This window comes from Paraburkholderia sp. CNPSo 3272 (assembly GCF_024206495.1).
GTDB lineage: Bacteria > Pseudomonadota > Gammaproteobacteria > Burkholderiales > Burkholderiaceae > Paraburkholderia.
The window spans coordinates 193,597-207,537 of record NZ_JAMBPQ010000011.1 but is presented as its reverse complement, the minus strand read 5'-3'; the positions used below and the strand labels follow the sequence as shown (position 1 = coordinate 207,537).

Genomic DNA, 13,941 nt, shown 5'->3' with positions numbered 1-13,941 from the left:
AATTGCCCCTTGACCACTGGCACGCCTGGCTGCAAGACCCGACTCTCGCCGACGCAATCCTCGACCGCCTCGTCCATCAGGCTCACAAGCTCCCGCTGAAGGGCGATTCGATGCGCAAGAAGAACGCACCTGATCAAAAAGTAGCCTGATCTCGAACACGCGCAGTACAATCTAAGCACTACGCAGCACCTCCCTCCTGGCCTGTTCGACTTCACCGAAACGGGCGTTCAACTTCCCCGAAATACGCAGCCAGGATCTCGAACACGAGCTGCTCGATATCGACGTTGGGCGCGATCCTGCCTTCGGCCTGCGCCGCTTCGGCCGTCCAGCTCAATTCTCTCCGCACTGCGGAGTGGGGCTGCGTCAGCATCGCATATCGCGCAATACAGGCATCGTTATTGCGCGTGGGGAATAAGGCGTCGGCGCGCCTGCATTCCGGACAGACCCGTAAGGCCCTGAGCACGATTCCCTCGTGGGGCCGGACAGCCGCAGGCGGCAGACGGATAACAGATGCGTGGCGCGGATTGAAAAAGCGGACGGCGCATGGCTGGGGCCGCGCGTTGAAGAGGCGGGGAAGCGCGCGGGTGGTGACCCCGCGCGCGGGCGGCGTGGACAACTCCAGACGCCGCTGGCTTTTACTGCACGCTACCGGGGCGGTTACTTCAGCGTATCCTTGCTGCCCACTTTCGAACTATCGAGCTTGACCGGCTTTGCCTTGTGATGCGAGGACACCTTGTGGGTGTGCTTTTTGTGCGCAACGGGTGCGGCCGTGGCCGGGGCTGTAGCCGACTGGGCGGGAGCCGATTGGCCGGCGCCGGTTGCGGCCGGGGCGGCAGTTTGGGCGAAAGCGACAGTAGCGAACAGCGATGCAATCAGAGCGGCAGCGAGCTTCTTCATGTCTGTTTCCTCGGTGGGGTGGCGGCGCACGTTTGCGTCGTCCCAATCGTTAACGCCGCGGGCGCGGGTCGGTTGACGTCACGACACTACGCAAGGACGTCCGGCCTAACGGCGCGGCAGGCTGCATGAGCGTGGTGCTGCATCCGCGACCCGCACGGCGCGAACGGCGCACTGGTGAGACGACCCGCGCGCCAGCGCGACGCCCGAAAGCGCGCCCGCTCCGGTCGCGTTTTTAGTCCTCGCTGGGCGCTGGCTGGCGCCGGCGTGGCGCATTGCTTCCGTTGCAGTTTCACGGAGAACTACCGACCGGAGCGCAGCGCGCATCTCACGATGCCGAGCAAGTCGCGTAGCAAGGCCGCTGCGCCGACCGCGAAGCATGAGTGGACCCCCCGCGCCTGCTGATGGCGAGGCATCGCGAGCAAGGCGGCATGATTCGCCTGTGGCCGGATGAGGCCGTGACGCAAGGTTTGGGCATCGCGGAATCGGGCATTGCCGCCACCAACGAATGCGGCATGAGATGGGCCAATGCCGATTGCGGTACATCGTCAGTGAATCCGGTTCACACCCCCGCCGGGAACCTCCGGTGGTGGCACCGAGCATGGCTGGCTGAAAAGATAGTGGCAAAGCTAGAATTCCAGGTGAGCGAATCACCCACCCCGGCGACAGGCCGGCAAAGCTCTCGCGCGGGTTTACCTGTCTCGATTCGCCACGCGGCGGCGCATACCCCTGTAGTTGAGAAACAGCGACCTCGCCCGCCCACAGCGCGGGCTTTTTTTCGTCCGCCAGCGAACGATTGCAGGGGCTATCGGCAATGAACGGACGCGCGGCGTCATCGCTTCCCGGTCGCATGTCCGTTGCATCCGTTGCGCCGCTAAATCACTCAAGCCGCAAAAAAAACCCGCCGAGCGCAGCTGCTGGGCGGGGTTGTTAGCGGCGAGCGGCGTTACAGGCCTGCTTCAATGGTAAAGCGCGCCTACGCCTTTTGAGTGTGCTGGAGGGCCATGGACTGACGCTACCATCAACCGGCGTCGCGTCTTTCAATGGTCGTGCCGCTCGTCGCCGCCTCGATAGTCGTGGTGCCAGTCGCCGCGCGGGCCACCGCCGTCGCGGTCATGGCCCCAGTCGCCACGATGTCCGTCGTGCCACTCCCTGGCGTCGTGCCACTCTCGTTCATCGTGATGGCGCTCTTCCCATTCCCGGCGCTGCCAATAGCGCTGCCCGTCATAGTACCTGTCGCCATACCAGCCCGGACTAATGACAACGGGAGCGGGAGGTGCGACATATACCGGCGGTGGAGCATAGACTGGCTCGGGGGCATACACGGCACCAGGGACGCCAATGTTGACGCCGACATCGACATGCGCGAGGGCGACGGAAGATACGCCGATACTAAGGCCGGCGACGAGTGTCATCGCAAACCAGCGGCTACGTAAGATGGGCATGATTTGTGTGGTCATGTATGTTGGATTGAACAAGCGAATGCTCGACGAGTCAGACGCTGTTAATAGCGGTGATAGTAGCCGCCCGCAGGCACAACGATACAGCCGCTCAGCGCGCTTCCAAGACATATGGCCAGCAGCATCAGCGCAAGAATTCTTTTCATAAAGTGCCTCACTTTTCCGTTGTGAACGCACTATATTGAGACGGCAGATTACCGGTGTTTTTGTGTGTAACAAGACGTGTAATTTGAAACACAGGCCCTTCCAGCGCGATTCCCAGAATTCCAGCCGACACGAAATATTCGCTACCAGAACTCACAAGTACATCGTCAACGTAGTCGTCAGCGGCGACGTTGAGGAGGTGAGCGGCAAGAAGCCTCCTCTTCGACAGGAGATACCCATGAACAACCTCTCTTACAAACTAGCCGCAAGCGCCGTACTGTCCGTCGCGTTCGTCGGCACTGCATCGGCTGCCACGAACTGGGAGGCATCGCATCCGCGCCGAGGTCAATCGTCGCCTGGCCGATTTCAAGGAGGTCGTGCTTTGCCGCGACACGATTGGAGTAGATGACCGCTTCAAGTTGGCTGCCGCTGATTTCGCGCTGCGGTCAAAAGGGATTTGGCCTGCTCAAGAAGAGCGTGCGACGCGGCAAATTCATTGCGTCCAGCCATTGTGAGGGCCGCGTGGCCAGTGCGTGCAAACAGCTCATCATTGGACGTTGCGACCAGATGAGAAGCGGTGACAATCTGGTCGTACCGACGAAAGAGTTCGAGCATCTGGAGCGCGTCTGCCCTGCGGTCCTGCGGACCGGCCGTGGCGAGAATTTGCGCTGCCGCTGCTAATTGTCGCGTGACCAGCAGGAATTCAGAACGGTCCATAGCACTTACCTCATGAGATGCCGTCGCCGGCTGTACGAAGCGTCTTGCGACAGGGTTCCGATTCTGGAACTGGCGAAGATGTGGCGCTTCAATTGCCGACCTCCAGCGCAAACAGCGTCCTCTTCAGGGGCGCCCAGGCGACTTTGCTTGGCTCTTCGATGTCGGCTACAAGCGCGTCACGTTAGTGGGCGATAAGAAAGCCGATGCACACCGTCACCAACACCGCAACGCCCGCCCCAAAGCCCTTCTTTCAGCGCTTTGGCTCTGGTCCGGGACGACCTTGAAGCCTACCTCCTGATGTTTGGCGTTCCTGGGGCCTCGTCTATTCCACCTGCCACGCATGTGCGATTCTGACCTTATCGTTTCGCGGCACAGAGCGCCTGGTCTGCGGCAGCGACCAGCATTATTGCGTCGTAATGGTCAGGCCTTCGTAGCATTCACCCCGGCATTCCGTTCCTGGAGTGGACGTGCAGGAACCCACTCTGGCATTGATGCCAGAGCGGTTCTGGAGAAACCCTTCGCTTCTTCCGGTCCCTATGCCCCGGAAGGGAGGGCAATGTCCATTCATCGCGGCCAGTCATTCGAGCCGGCAAGCAGTCCGTCGGACGTCAACTTCGCTCAGTTTACGGCCGTTCGCAGGCCGACGTTGGGTCGCACGACGCGTGCCATCTGGTTTACGCTTTCGGGTCTCGACATTTCAGAACGGCCGCAAGCCCCCTATCGCGCATCCTGTACCACGTGGCGGCTGGGGATTCGCTTCAGACCTCGTCCTCTGCGAACACGCTGTGCTCGGCAAGCACAGCGTCCTTGTCGATGCACTGCACATGCCAGTGTCCTGCGATGCGTGGTCCGTTTTCGCAGCGCCAGAGTGCCTCGCCTGATTCTCCTTCGAACGGACCAGATTGGGCTTCCAATGCAAGACCTTCGAGAATGAACAGAGGGTGCACATCATGCGAATCGCAGACCAGCGTACCGTGCGCTTCGACCCGCAGCATTCCCCATTCGGGAAGTTGGAGACCAGTATGACCTTCTCGGGACCACTTGCAGGTTTCGTTGTCGAGCCAAAGGATCGCATAGGCATTCGGATCAATGCGGTCGAACGTGTCGAGATGGAGCGTAATGCGCATGGAATTCTCCAGTTGTTGTTCGTGGCTTCGTGATGCGCCACGTTCGTCACCGTTTGACATATTAACCATACGTGCAGATGGAGGCTTTTTGTATGTGTCAGCGTGCCTAATTGTTGCCCGAATGGACATGAGAGCAAGTAGGCATCCAATCCAGGAAGGCATGGGTAAGGACCCGCCAGGTAGCAAGCGAATTACGTAGGTATGACAGCTGGTAAGGCATGAAAGATGGGGTCTTCGCGTTTTTCTGTGGGTAAAAAATGCGGATTTTCATAGCCGAGGGAGCATGCAGGTGAGGATTTTCAGCCGCAGATACTCTTCGTCACGTAGTCCGTATGACCGTCGCTGGATGACTCGAATCTTGTTATTGAGCCCTTCAACGAAGCCCGGATGACCTTCAGCTGCCCCAGGCTCAGGTGGGCGCTCTGTCGCCACGCCCGCCCGTGGGCGCGGAAGATGTCCGCGACCTCCAGCACGGGGTGCTCCGCGTGCTGCCGGCCTACCCGGCGGGCAGGCGGTCCAGCGGACTAATCACCTTGCGCAGGAGGTCAGTGGCAACCTGGGTATAGAGCGTGGTGGTCTCGAGCTGCCTGTGTCCGAGCAGCACCTGGATCACGCGGATATCCTCCTTCTGTTCGAGCAGGTGCGTGGCAAAGGAATGCCTCAGCGTGTGCATGGACACGCGCTTGTCGATGTTTGCGGCCTCGGCGGCGGCATGGATGGCGCGGGTCAGTTGCCGCGTGCTGAGAATCGGATCGAGGCCCGGAAACAGCCAGCCGCCTTCGAGCATGCGACCCTGCGAGTGAGCCACCCGCCACCAGATGCGCAGGCGCTCGAGCAGGACCGGCGAAAGCATCGCGTAGCGGTCGCGGCGACCCTTGCCCTGCTCGATGCGCAGCGTCATCCGTTGGCTGTCGATGTCGCTGACCTTCAGCGCGACCCCCTCACTCACGCGCAATCCGGCGCCATAGGCAACCGACAGCGCGGTCTGATGCTTCAGGTTGCCGGCGGCAGCGATCAGGCGGGCGACTTCCTCAGGGCTGAGCACGACGGGCAACCTGCGAGGCACCCGTACCGGCTGCATGCGGGCCATCAGCTCTGGTCGCTCAAGGGTGATCCCGAAGAAAAACTTCAGTCCGGCGATCGCTGCATTCAGCGAGGTCGGAGAAAATCCGTGGCCAACCAGATGCAACTGGTAGCGCCGCAGGTCCTCGATCGTGGCAGTGTCCGGCGCACGCCCGAGGAATGCGGTGAACTGACGGACCACGCGGACATAACCGGCTTGCGTCTTCGGCGCAAACTTGCGCATGCGCATGTCGTCAATCATGCGCTGGCGCAATGGACTGATACTCTGGCTGGCGTGAGTCATGGCTGTGCTCCTGACGGGGAACAAGGCGGATTGCCTCGTCCTCCATCATGAGAACAGCGCGGGTTTCCTGGCCCATACCGCTAACGGCCGCCGGAGCCCCAATACCGCGCGAGCGGTTTCGTCCTACGGAACTTGAGCCGCCGGTTGACGCACGGTTTCTACGTATGGGTTTTTCCGCATACGCGCGGTGCGAGCTTCTGGGCACTATCGCAGAAGAATCGCGCGAGCACAGACGCCGGGTATTAGCGCGATACTGGGATAAAGCACTCAGTTGCATCACTGGGAGCTGCGCCATGAGAAAAGTCATTCCAGCCGTGTTGATGGGCCTGTACCTCGTGGTTGGACAAATTCCAGTCACGGCGTGCGCGGCCGAGAGTGACAATATTGTCGTCGAGCAGGCACCGCCTCTATCCCGTCACGAGCCACCGCCCAAAAGGACACGGCGCGGCTATGTGTGGGCGGAGGGCTATTGGACAGTTAGCGGCCGACATTTCAAGTGGCAAAAGGGGCGCTGGATACTGGAACGTCCGGGCTACAAGTACCAACAGGCCGAGTGGGTCAAGGTCCCGAACGGCTGGCAACTGCGGCCTGGACACTGGCAGCCGTCGCCGACGGCTCAACGAACGTCCCCGAAAAACACTAAACTTCGACACGCCGGCTGAGCGATTTAACCAAATCGTTGCATCGACCGGTTGAATCCGCCGCCGACTGTACGCATTCCCGGAAGCCGACCGAAAGCGGCCTTTGACGATTTCAACGGCCGCTCCCAGGACTTTCGTCGAACTGGTGCTCTCGGCCATGAAGCGACGCTCATCCGCGACTTCGCCTATTCACTAAGACGTCGGCTCCGCCCAGGAAACGGCCGCTGGATTGGCGAAGGCGCACAATCTTTCACCCGCGCGGTTGTTGATGAAGTCGTATACCACAGCACGCAGTTCACTGAACTGGGTGGAGGTATGCGCCCACAGATTCGCTCGCTGCGGCTGGATCTTGCTTCTCCTTCGAATATATTCAAACGCTCAATTGAGTCCATTATTTCTCGGTTTCTTTGGTGCCTTGCGAGTCTTTGTAGCGGACGCAGTCTTCGCGGCCTGTCGTTGTCGCTGTTGACCCACATTGAGCACAAGGAAAACGACCTTTACCTCACCGAAGTCCGCCCTGTACCGCGCCACAAACCCCGGTGGTCGAGAATCGTTATGAGGAATTGGCTCACGCCCAAGGTAGCCAAAACCCGGAGGGCTGGCTGTCTCGGCCGACGTCTCCAAGAACTGCATGAGCGCTTGCTTGTCTTCGATATAGGCGTAGGTAAGATGAAAAAAGATCCTTGGATTTCCGTAACCAAGTAGCTTCTGAAAATGACTTTCCAAGTCCGCCTTCATCACATCTTGAGTAAGCGGCTTGTCACAAACTATCGCTTCGATCAGGGCAAGCACGGAACCGCCCCAGGTAACGAGAAGATCCCGCTCCCCCGGATTACCTTTAGCACTGAAGCCGCCTTTCGACTGGTCTCCGACCGACCATCCCAGAAATTGAATGCGCGCCGCCAACAATTGCTGAATAAAGGCAGTCAGATCATCTTCAACGGCGTCAATCTGGACGCCTTTCATCATCGGGACGAGAGATACAACGGCGTCGGCTGCAGCTCTGACGTAGTCGACCAGCAGCGCTTCGAACGGATCCGCCTTCCGTTGAAGCACTCTGGCTTGGTCAGAGGGATTCATCGTCCGGAACCTCGCAATCGCAGATGCAACGTTGTCCACGAGATCCTCATAAACTGAGACGTCGGGTACCGAGAGAAAGGCTGCCCCGTTTGCAATGTGACTTCGTGATGCCGCAAGCACCGGCGTCCTTCCCAAAGTGTGCTCAGCGACATCCAGCGCTGCGGTCGCCTCCGACTGCCGTCCCAACCTAGCAAGCGCAACTGCACGATACGCTGCGGCAGTATCTTGCAAACGAACAAAGTTCGTGGCCGATAGTACGGCAAGAGCCTGCCCTGGTTCGGCCAGCGCGAGCAGCAGCAACGCACGATTGCATTCCATGGCCTCATCCATAGAGTCCGCTGGAAGCAGTGCCGTCATCCGTTCCACTTCTGCAATCGCCTTTTGCCCCTTGCGGATTTGCTCCCCCTTCAACAGCCCGAAATTATCTGCCTGAAGCAACTCACTGATCTCGGCCGCGAACCAGTTGGTTGCGAAACGCAGGGACGCACGCTTGTCGAATAACTCCGCGAATAGCGTTTTTGCCCAACCGGGATTTGGGTTGGGTCCCTTCAGAGCAGCAAGCGCGCGAAATTGCATTAAGGTCTCGACCGCCGCGGCCTGCTCGAAAGGCGCTGGGAAAATTGGATCAGCCGTGGAGGCAATTGCCGCCCAGTCCTCACGTAGAAAATCGAGGCGGAGCTGGTTTTGAAAGCGGATGAGTTCGCGTCCGGCGGGCTTCCCAAACGTCTTGAGTCCAACCTCGGCCTTCATATAACTTTCGGCAGCGTCTGCGGCACCAGCAGTAAGCAGCTCGTCAATGCGGGCCTGCATCTCCGGAAGCGAATGAATCGCTCCTGCGTCGATCGGTGCGAGCGCTGCAATTCGCTGTTGAATAGAGTGGCGGAGATTGGGAGGACTTCCCGAAAGCAACTGTGCCAGCATGAGGGGCTCGTCGGTTTCGAGAATCGCAGCCAGTAGAGTCTGCTGTCGCGGTCGGTCGACAAACGTCAGCGCCGCGGAGAGGTCAGCGGCAAGCGGCCGGTCGGAGGCCGACATTGCAACATGTTTTTCGAAACGCGGGGCGAACGCGGCGATGCGCCCTTTCTCCTTATGTTGTAGTGCAGCTGTCCGGACCGCAGTGACCAAGGCGTCAAACAGGTCGGCGGGTAATCGTAGTATACATACGACTTATCGCGATGCTCCCACGTCGCGATGAACTGATACGCCAATGTGTCGATGAGCATGCCGCTCATATCCACATTGTTTCGATCCCGCCACGCCCGAATCATCCGGCAAAGCGGCACCAGGTTGGCATTGCATTCGGCGTTGCGCTTGGAAAAGGCAGCCATTTCCTGTTTGGGCTTGCATTCGCGCCAAGCGCCGCCGCCATTGGAATTGGGGAACGTGTACGTGCCTTCTGTGTTGAGGAAGGCGGGCAGAATTTCGAACTTGATGCCGTCATTGAAGCGAATCACAACTACCTGCCCGTCCCCGACCACAGCCGAGCGTGGATAGGTGTTCTCGATGGAATTTTTAACGAGGTTGAGCAATGCGGACTGTCCGTTTCCGACGTGGCCGTTAAAGCGCACGTAGAGCGACGCTGGCAGCTCGTAGATCACATCAACATCGCTCACGCTCGGGATGGCCGTATTGCGCCCGTATGACCCGACGTAAAAGCGGTTGGACGTCTTTGAATCAAGAGCCCTCAAATCATGGTTGAGCTGCCCCATGATGCGACCCGTGCGGTAGGCGATGGAATCGCGCTGTGTTCTTCCGATCGTCAACGCCCCACAAAAGGCGGCAAACCACTCTCCTTCGCCCATGCGCTTCCCCTTGCCCGTGTTATTCCAAATACGGCCGACAGCCATCCCGTGGCTGCATTGTCGGTGTTTTCCAGTGCCGCGCGTGGCAGCGAATTTTCCGTGGTTTCTATTGAACCGTGCGTGCAGGAGCGTCTGCGCCAAGCGGACCGCCGAGTTTCGCACTTGCGACCATCATCAAGTCGAACAGCGCGCGGGTAGCGGCACCATCGAGACGAACCTCAGATTTGACACCTGACACAGCGGCGGTGCTAACGATCGTCAGCTCCTTGCTTTCGGGGTTGTAGTTCAGCTCGAAGGGATTCGAGACGGTGATTCGTGTGTCGCTCATATTTAGGTTTTCCAGTGCCGCGCGTGGCGGCGAATTTTCTCTCAGTGATATTCGCACATGACGAGCCCAGAAATGGCTTCTGCGTGACCCATGATAAAACTTGGATCTTGCCTCTGCCAGCGACTCCAAGCGCTGAGATGGAGGTTATTCGCGTTGGCGAAAGATACAACCGCATTAGTGTTGTACAGATAAATCCACTTGTCTCCGTATCCAATGCTTCGAAGGTTTTGGGGGTCGGTGGCAGGGGCTACAGAACCAGCAAAGAGAACTCCGACAACCAGCCCTGCGTAGTCGAGGACCGCCGAACCGGACGCTCCCGGATATGCCGCCATCCTCATCCGTTGAATATAGGGCGGCTTTTGCGGATTTCCCCAAGGCTCAACCTGCCCCCAGGTCGGCGTGACCTTGAAGTGCCTTTCGAGCGGTGAAGAGAAACCAGCCGAGAAGATATCCTCGATACCATCGGGCGTCAGGACGTGGCCGTCCCCAGTGACCCTGATTGCACCAAAGACGTCGGTGTGATGCTTTGTCGAAAGCGCCGCCAGATCATACCGATCACTTTCAACAATAATTTTCGCCTGCAGCCATGCCCCGCTATAGATGCGCACCCTGATTGTGCCTGGATTACATTTCTCGACGACGTGCCGGTTGGTGAACATATCGCCGGCGTCGTTATAAAAAAATGCCGTTCCGAAAACGACCACCTGGCCCGCATCGTTCTTAACCGATCCAGGTTTTGGCACCGAAACGGGAGAATCTAGCGGCATCAGGCGGCCGGGGGCATCGGTTAGCCTGTCCTGAGCGTCGGCCACCGTCGATGTTGCCAGCGCTGCACACCAGATAGTTAACCCGAGCACTTGTTGCCTGTTCATCTACGGGATTTTCCTTGTTTAGTAGCACCAGTATCGGCTATTCGCTTACCGTTTCCCCATGGCCTTCGCCGCCCAAGCCTTGGCGACACCGACAATCCTCGGCCTACGTTCCGCTTGTTCCCCGCGACGCTCAGTGACGATCTCGATACACGTATCTATGCATTCATCGCAAATTGCCGCATCCGCAATACCTCGGACGAGCAGCGCGGCAACATGCTGGCTGTTCCCGCAAAAATCGCAAAGCAAAACGTCATTGGCGCTTTTCATCGTGTACCTTGCGTTTCCGACGCTTCAGTTTTGGACGTCAGCCAGTTGGTCAACCAAAGCCGTCGCGCACTGCATGGCCGCGTTCGCAGCGTCTGCCGGGACCAGAGCCTTGCCGCTGGCCAACATGCCCTGAACGATGTTTCCCAATATGTCCTTTGCGAGATCCGCGATCTCGTTGTCACGCTCACTCATGGTCATTCCTCATGCGGCTACCGGCCGCCATGCGGGGCGCACGCGCGCCGGCTGTTTTCCTGTTTGCCCTTTCCTTGGCTATTTCGAGGCCGCTGCCTCAGCTGCACGCACGTCATGCAGCGCCTTTCTTGCAGCCTCGAATCCTTCGATCCCACTCCCGGCACCGTCCGTCCCATACAGAGCTATTCGGAGCACGTCGAGAGTGCGCGCGGTGGTCGTCGTGTCCCACCCGTCGTTCACCAGCTGACTTCCCAAATCGCAAAGCTCGTCTTCCGCTTCCTTCAGAGCCACGCGCAGGACTTCAATGTCGCTAGAACCTGCCATTGCCTTTTTCCCTATTCTGCAAAGACTTCCTGCAAGGTTCGCAGGGTGTCCAACAACGTCTTATCGGCCACTGCGCCCTCTTTCTTGACCAGGCGCACCTTGTCTACTGCGCGAATCTGATCCAGAAGGATCAAGCCCTGTTTGCGCTTGAACGTCACGGGTATCCGAAACGGCGCAGGACGCCCCTTGGAAGTCATCGGCGCGACGACGACTGTGCGCAAGTGGTCGTGCATTTCGGGAGGCGAAACGACGACACAGGGGCGCGTCTTTTGAATCTCACTACCAAGGGTCGGATCGAGCGCAACCAACCAGACTTCCCCGCGCATCACCATGCAAGCTCCGCGTCATCGGCATTCGAAAACTCGCCCATGACCAGCGCATCGTCGCCACTCTCGGCCAGAGCCTTGCTTGCGTCCGCCCAACCCTCGCGGGCCTTGTGCTTCGGGCGTCGCAGAACAATCGCGTCGTTCTCGACTTCCATTTCCACTTCGCTCTCCAGTCCGAGTTGCGCAAGGACAGGCTTCGGAATCAGCACGCCCTGCGAGTTCCCCATTCTGCGAATCGTCGTTCTCATAGTCTCACCATAAAGTAATAACAATGTTACACCATGCGACCACAACAGGCAACACAATGTTATTACAGTCGGCGTCCCGTGTCACGCCAGCCGCCTCGGGCTACGCCAGATGCCGTTGTTGCTAAATTACGCCTGCGACAATCGCTCCTAGTCGAACCGGATCGGCGTCGATCAATCGCTTTGTTGCCGTCAGTGTTTCGTGTCCAAGTAGCTCGTTTATGCGACGAAGATCGAATCCGAGTCGATGCAAACGCACAGCAAACGTTCGGCGTCCTAACATTGCACTTGCTCCCTCTATGCCAGCTTGGGAGTGCAACTTGCGGAAGAGTTGGCTCATGGAATCACATGAGTAACTGACAGCCCCGGTGGAGGTCTTTCGCGTCATCAAGCGGTACGGTTTGCCATCGCCCGTGAGAAACAATGGCGACTCTGGATCAAGGCCGCGATATGCGGCCTTGCGCGTCGTGACGCCGTGCCCGCTCTCGATGCGGAATGTTAGGTACATGTCGATTGCGTTGACCACCTTTGCATTGGACCACCACAACGGGCGCTCCTTGCCGTTGTAGGCGAGTTCTGCGGCGATCTTGGACTTCTCAAGCAAAGCCCCGTCGCCTTTGAGGTATGCCGAAACCGGCAGGCGCGCAACCTCGGTGAGCATCATGCCTGTCCCGTATATCACCATGAGCAACGCCACGTTGCGCTCTCGGCTCTCGCCCGAAATGGCGGAGACTTTCAGCAGGTGCTTTAGGCGCGCGTCTTCAATGTAGGGAGTTTTAGCCATACGTTTCCAGACCGAAAAGCGACTTATTCAGAGGTTAGCGGCGCGAGGATAACCGTTAATCGGAACTCGGTGCAAAGCGAGACGGGAAACCTCGGAAAAATCCCGCTTACCCTGCCTGCCGCTGCGGTGCGCCGGGAATCGGCGGATGCTGGGGTGAGGATGGCGCAGGCGGTTAGTTGCGAAAGAGATGATCCCTCGCCCTCTCGACAAGCTCGCGCTACCCGAAAACCTAGACGGCCGCAACGGCGCGAACCGCGCCACCGGACGCCGCCAGATCGGCGCCGATGACGATCTCGACGCCATCAGCGCCTGGCTTGCACGAGTGGCCAGCACGAAAAATACATTCGAAAACTATCGCAAAGAGGCCGAACGATTACTGCTGTGGTCAATCGTCCAGTTCGGCAAGCCGCTATCATCACTTACGCACGAGGACCTGCTTTTGTACCAGCACTTTCTCGCCGATCCGCAACCGAAGGAGCGCTGGGTCGCGAGCGAGCGCAAGTTTCCACGGACCGATCGCGCTGGCGCCCGTTCCACCGGCCGCTCGCCGTGACGAGCCAGCGCCAGGCCAAGGTGACGCTCAATGCGATGTTTTCGTGGCTCGTCGGCGCAGGCTACCTCGCCGGTAACCCGCTGTCGCTCTCTAGGCAGCGCGCGCCCCGTGCATCGCCGCGGCTGACGCGCTTCATCGAGCGCGACCTGTGGCAGCAAGTCAAGGTCTACATCAACTCGTTACCTCGCGAGACGAACCGCGAGTGCGAACGCTACTGGCGCGCGCGCTGGCTCTTTACCCTGCTTTACCTGGGAGGCCTGCGCATCTCCGAGGTCAGCGGCAAAACCATGGGCCGTTTCTTCTGCCGACGCGACGCCGACGGACACAAGCGCTGGTCGCTCGAGATCACCGGCAAGGGCGACAAGGAGCGATTGGTGCCCGCATCTGCCGAAATGATGGTGGAACTGGGACAGTACCGGAGCGCACGCGGCCTGCCCGTGTTGCCTGCGCCGCAGGAAGACATACCACTCGCGCTACCGCTGGGCCGCTCGATGAAGCCGCTTACGCGCGCGGCGCTGCACGTCGTCGTCAAGGACATCTTCACCGGCGCTGCAAGAATGCTGCGCCAGCGCGGCAACGAGTACGAGACATCTGCAGCACAACTCGAGCGCGCCTCGGCCCACTGGTTGCGACACAGCGCGGGTTCCCACATGGCCGACGCCAACCTCGACCTGCGGCTCATCCGTGACAACCTGGGCCACACGTCGCTCGCGACCACGAGTCTTTATTACCGGCCGTAGATCTTTATGTAGAGTAGCAACGTCAAACGCTTCGTGAGCAAGGCGTCTGGTTTGAACTACTGCAAATAAGGTTTCATGA

The 13,941-nt window shown here is 59.2% G+C and carries 18 protein-coding genes and 2 pseudogenes; 3 read left to right on the top strand and 17 right to left on the bottom strand.

Features of this window, described 5'->3' with window-relative positions; translation table 11 throughout:
• The coding region (locus M3I53_RS16640; protein ID WP_254317001.1) for an ATP-binding protein at positions 1-149 on the top strand (149 nt) is incomplete at its 5' end.
• Positions 150-211: 62 nt separating this feature from the next.
• On the opposite strand, the gene M3I53_RS16635 is transcribed toward M3I53_RS16640, so the two are convergent.
• The 7 genes from M3I53_RS16635 to M3I53_RS16605 form a co-directional block, all read right to left on the bottom strand.
• Complete coding sequence (locus M3I53_RS16635; protein WP_254316996.1) at positions 212-370, bottom strand: hypothetical protein; 159 nt, start codon at positions 368-370, stop codon at positions 212-214.
• A gap of 287 nt (positions 371-657) precedes the next feature.
• Positions 658-897, bottom strand: coding sequence for a signal peptidase (locus tag M3I53_RS16630; protein WP_254316995.1), 240 nt, complete (start codon positions 895-897; stop codon positions 658-660).
• Between the two features lie 1,037 nt (positions 898-1,934).
• Positions 1,935-2,354 carry a hypothetical protein gene (locus tag M3I53_RS16625; RefSeq protein ID WP_375542535.1) on the bottom strand — a complete coding sequence of 140 codons (420 nt, stop codon included), beginning with the start codon at positions 2,352-2,354 and terminating at the stop codon, positions 1,935-1,937.
• A 558-nt stretch (positions 2,355-2,912) separates the two neighbouring features.
• The gene (locus tag M3I53_RS16620; protein WP_254316994.1) at positions 2,913-3,215 is read right to left on the bottom strand and encodes a hypothetical protein; all 303 of its coding nucleotides are present in this window, start codon (positions 3,213-3,215) and stop codon (positions 2,913-2,915) included.
• 758 nt (positions 3,216-3,973) lie between these two features.
• On the bottom strand, positions 3,974-4,342 hold the full coding sequence (locus M3I53_RS16615) for a DUF3564 family protein (protein WP_254316993.1): 369 nt from the start codon (positions 4,340-4,342) through the stop codon (positions 3,974-3,976).
• A gap of 267 nt (positions 4,343-4,609) precedes the next feature.
• Positions 4,610-4,690: a hypothetical protein gene (locus M3I53_RS16610; protein WP_375542537.1), complete on the bottom strand. Its 81-nt coding sequence runs from the start codon at positions 4,688-4,690 to the stop codon at positions 4,610-4,612.
• Positions 4,691-4,838: 148 nt separating this feature from the next.
• On the bottom strand, positions 4,839-5,708 hold the full coding sequence (locus M3I53_RS16605; RefSeq protein ID WP_254316992.1) for a site-specific integrase: 870 nt from the start codon (positions 5,706-5,708) through the stop codon (positions 4,839-4,841).
• A 47-nt stretch (positions 5,709-5,755) separates the two neighbouring features.
• Between M3I53_RS16605 and M3I53_RS38645 the strand changes: the two are divergent.
• Positions 5,756-6,214 (top strand): annotated as a pseudogene (locus tag M3I53_RS38645) (YXWGXW repeat-containing protein); the annotation flags it as partial.
• Positions 6,215-6,727: 513 nt separating this feature from the next.
• On the opposite strand, the gene M3I53_RS16600 reads toward M3I53_RS38645, so the two are convergent.
• The 10 genes from M3I53_RS16600 to M3I53_RS16560 all read right to left on the bottom strand — a co-directional run bounded on the left by M3I53_RS16600 (position 6,728) and on the right by M3I53_RS16560 (position 12,569).
• Positions 6,728-8,464, bottom strand: a complete 1,737-nt coding sequence (locus M3I53_RS16600) for a hypothetical protein (protein ID WP_254316991.1) — start codon at positions 8,462-8,464, stop codon at positions 6,728-6,730.
• Complete coding sequence (locus tag M3I53_RS16595; protein ID WP_254316990.1) at positions 8,416-9,276, bottom strand: nucleotidyltransferase; 861 nt, start codon at positions 9,274-9,276, stop codon at positions 8,416-8,418. Before M3I53_RS16595 ends, M3I53_RS16600 begins: the two co-directional genes overlap by 49 nt.
• Positions 9,277-9,337: 61 nt before the next feature.
• On the bottom strand, positions 9,338-9,559 hold the full coding sequence (locus M3I53_RS16590) for a hypothetical protein (protein WP_254316989.1): 222 nt from the start codon (positions 9,557-9,559) through the stop codon (positions 9,338-9,340).
• A 41-nt stretch (positions 9,560-9,600) separates the two neighbouring features.
• Positions 9,601-10,431 (bottom strand): serine protease, encoded by an 831-nt coding sequence (locus tag M3I53_RS16585; protein ID WP_254316988.1) that lies wholly within the window; start codon positions 10,429-10,431, stop codon positions 9,601-9,603.
• A 45-nt stretch (positions 10,432-10,476) separates the two neighbouring features.
• Positions 10,477-10,698: a ClpX C4-type zinc finger protein gene (locus M3I53_RS38640; RefSeq protein WP_133189558.1), complete on the bottom strand. Its 222-nt coding sequence runs from the start codon at positions 10,696-10,698 to the stop codon at positions 10,477-10,479.
• A gap of 24 nt (positions 10,699-10,722) precedes the next feature.
• Entirely contained in the window at positions 10,723-10,890 is a 168-nt protein-coding gene (locus tag M3I53_RS16580) for a hypothetical protein (RefSeq protein ID WP_254316987.1), read from the bottom strand.
• 78 nt (positions 10,891-10,968) lie between these two features.
• Positions 10,969-11,214: a hypothetical protein gene (locus M3I53_RS16575; protein WP_254316986.1), complete on the bottom strand. Its 246-nt coding sequence runs from the start codon at positions 11,212-11,214 to the stop codon at positions 10,969-10,971.
• 11 nt (positions 11,215-11,225) lie between these two features.
• Positions 11,226-11,546, bottom strand: coding sequence for a type II toxin-antitoxin system PemK/MazF family toxin (locus tag M3I53_RS16570; protein WP_028371700.1), 321 nt, complete (start codon positions 11,544-11,546; stop codon positions 11,226-11,228).
• Positions 11,540-11,788: an AbrB/MazE/SpoVT family DNA-binding domain-containing protein gene (locus tag M3I53_RS16565; protein WP_254316985.1), complete on the bottom strand. Its 249-nt coding sequence runs from the start codon at positions 11,786-11,788 to the stop codon at positions 11,540-11,542. The genes M3I53_RS16570 and M3I53_RS16565 overlap by 7 nt, the downstream gene beginning before the upstream one ends.
• A gap of 121 nt (positions 11,789-11,909) precedes the next feature.
• Positions 11,910-12,569 carry a tyrosine-type recombinase/integrase gene (locus tag M3I53_RS16560; RefSeq protein ID WP_254316984.1) on the bottom strand — a complete coding sequence of 220 codons (660 nt, stop codon included), beginning with the start codon at positions 12,567-12,569 and terminating at the stop codon, positions 11,910-11,912.
• A gap of 187 nt (positions 12,570-12,756) precedes the next feature.
• On the opposite strand from M3I53_RS16560, the pseudogene M3I53_RS16555 reads away from it, so the two are divergent.
• Positions 12,757-13,862: pseudogene (locus M3I53_RS16555) on the top strand (tyrosine-type recombinase/integrase).
• Positions 13,863-13,941: the final 79 nt, after the last annotated feature.

What these genes read in the sequence shown, in the direction of transcription:
- M3I53_RS16635 (WP_254316996.1), bottom strand. Translation starts at nt 370, where the DNA reads ATGCTGACGCAGCCCCACTCCGCAGTGCGGAGAGAATTGAGCTGGACG.
- M3I53_RS16630 (WP_254316995.1), bottom strand. Translation starts at nt 897, where the DNA reads ATGAAGAAGCTCGCTGCCGCTCTGATTGCATCGCTGTTCGCTACTGTC.
- M3I53_RS16625 (WP_375542535.1), bottom strand. Translation starts at nt 2,354, where the DNA reads ATGACCACACAAATCATGCCCATCTTACGTAGCCGCTGGTTTGCGATG.
- M3I53_RS16620 (WP_254316994.1), bottom strand. Translation starts at nt 3,215, where the DNA reads ATGGACCGTTCTGAATTCCTGCTGGTCACGCGACAATTAGCAGCGGCA.
- M3I53_RS16615 (WP_254316993.1), bottom strand. Translation starts at nt 4,342, where the DNA reads ATGCGCATTACGCTCCATCTCGACACGTTCGACCGCATTGATCCGAAT.
- M3I53_RS16605 (WP_254316992.1), bottom strand. Translation starts at nt 5,708, where the DNA reads ATGACTCACGCCAGCCAGAGTATCAGTCCATTGCGCCAGCGCATGATT.
- M3I53_RS16600 (WP_254316991.1), bottom strand. Translation starts at nt 8,464, where the DNA reads ATGTCGGCCTCCGACCGGCCGCTTGCCGCTGACCTCTCCGCGGCGCTG.
- M3I53_RS16595 (WP_254316990.1), bottom strand. Translation starts at nt 9,276, where the DNA reads ATGGCTGTCGGCCGTATTTGGAATAACACGGGCAAGGGGAAGCGCATG.
- M3I53_RS16590 (WP_254316989.1), bottom strand. Translation starts at nt 9,559, where the DNA reads ATGAGCGACACACGAATCACCGTCTCGAATCCCTTCGAGCTGAACTAC.
- M3I53_RS16585 (WP_254316988.1), bottom strand. Translation starts at nt 10,431, where the DNA reads ATGAACAGGCAACAAGTGCTCGGGTTAACTATCTGGTGTGCAGCGCTG.
- M3I53_RS38640 (WP_133189558.1), bottom strand. Translation starts at nt 10,698, where the DNA reads ATGAAAAGCGCCAATGACGTTTTGCTTTGCGATTTTTGCGGGAACAGC.
- M3I53_RS16580 (WP_254316987.1), bottom strand. Translation starts at nt 10,890, where the DNA reads ATGAGTGAGCGTGACAACGAGATCGCGGATCTCGCAAAGGACATATTG.
- M3I53_RS16575 (WP_254316986.1), bottom strand. Translation starts at nt 11,214, where the DNA reads ATGGCAGGTTCTAGCGACATTGAAGTCCTGCGCGTGGCTCTGAAGGAA.
- M3I53_RS16570 (WP_028371700.1), bottom strand. Translation starts at nt 11,546, where the DNA reads ATGGTGATGCGCGGGGAAGTCTGGTTGGTTGCGCTCGATCCGACCCTT.
- M3I53_RS16565 (WP_254316985.1), bottom strand. Translation starts at nt 11,788, where the DNA reads ATGAGAACGACGATTCGCAGAATGGGGAACTCGCAGGGCGTGCTGATT.
- M3I53_RS16560 (WP_254316984.1), bottom strand. Translation starts at nt 12,569, where the DNA reads ATGGCTAAAACTCCCTACATTGAAGACGCGCGCCTAAAGCACCTGCTG.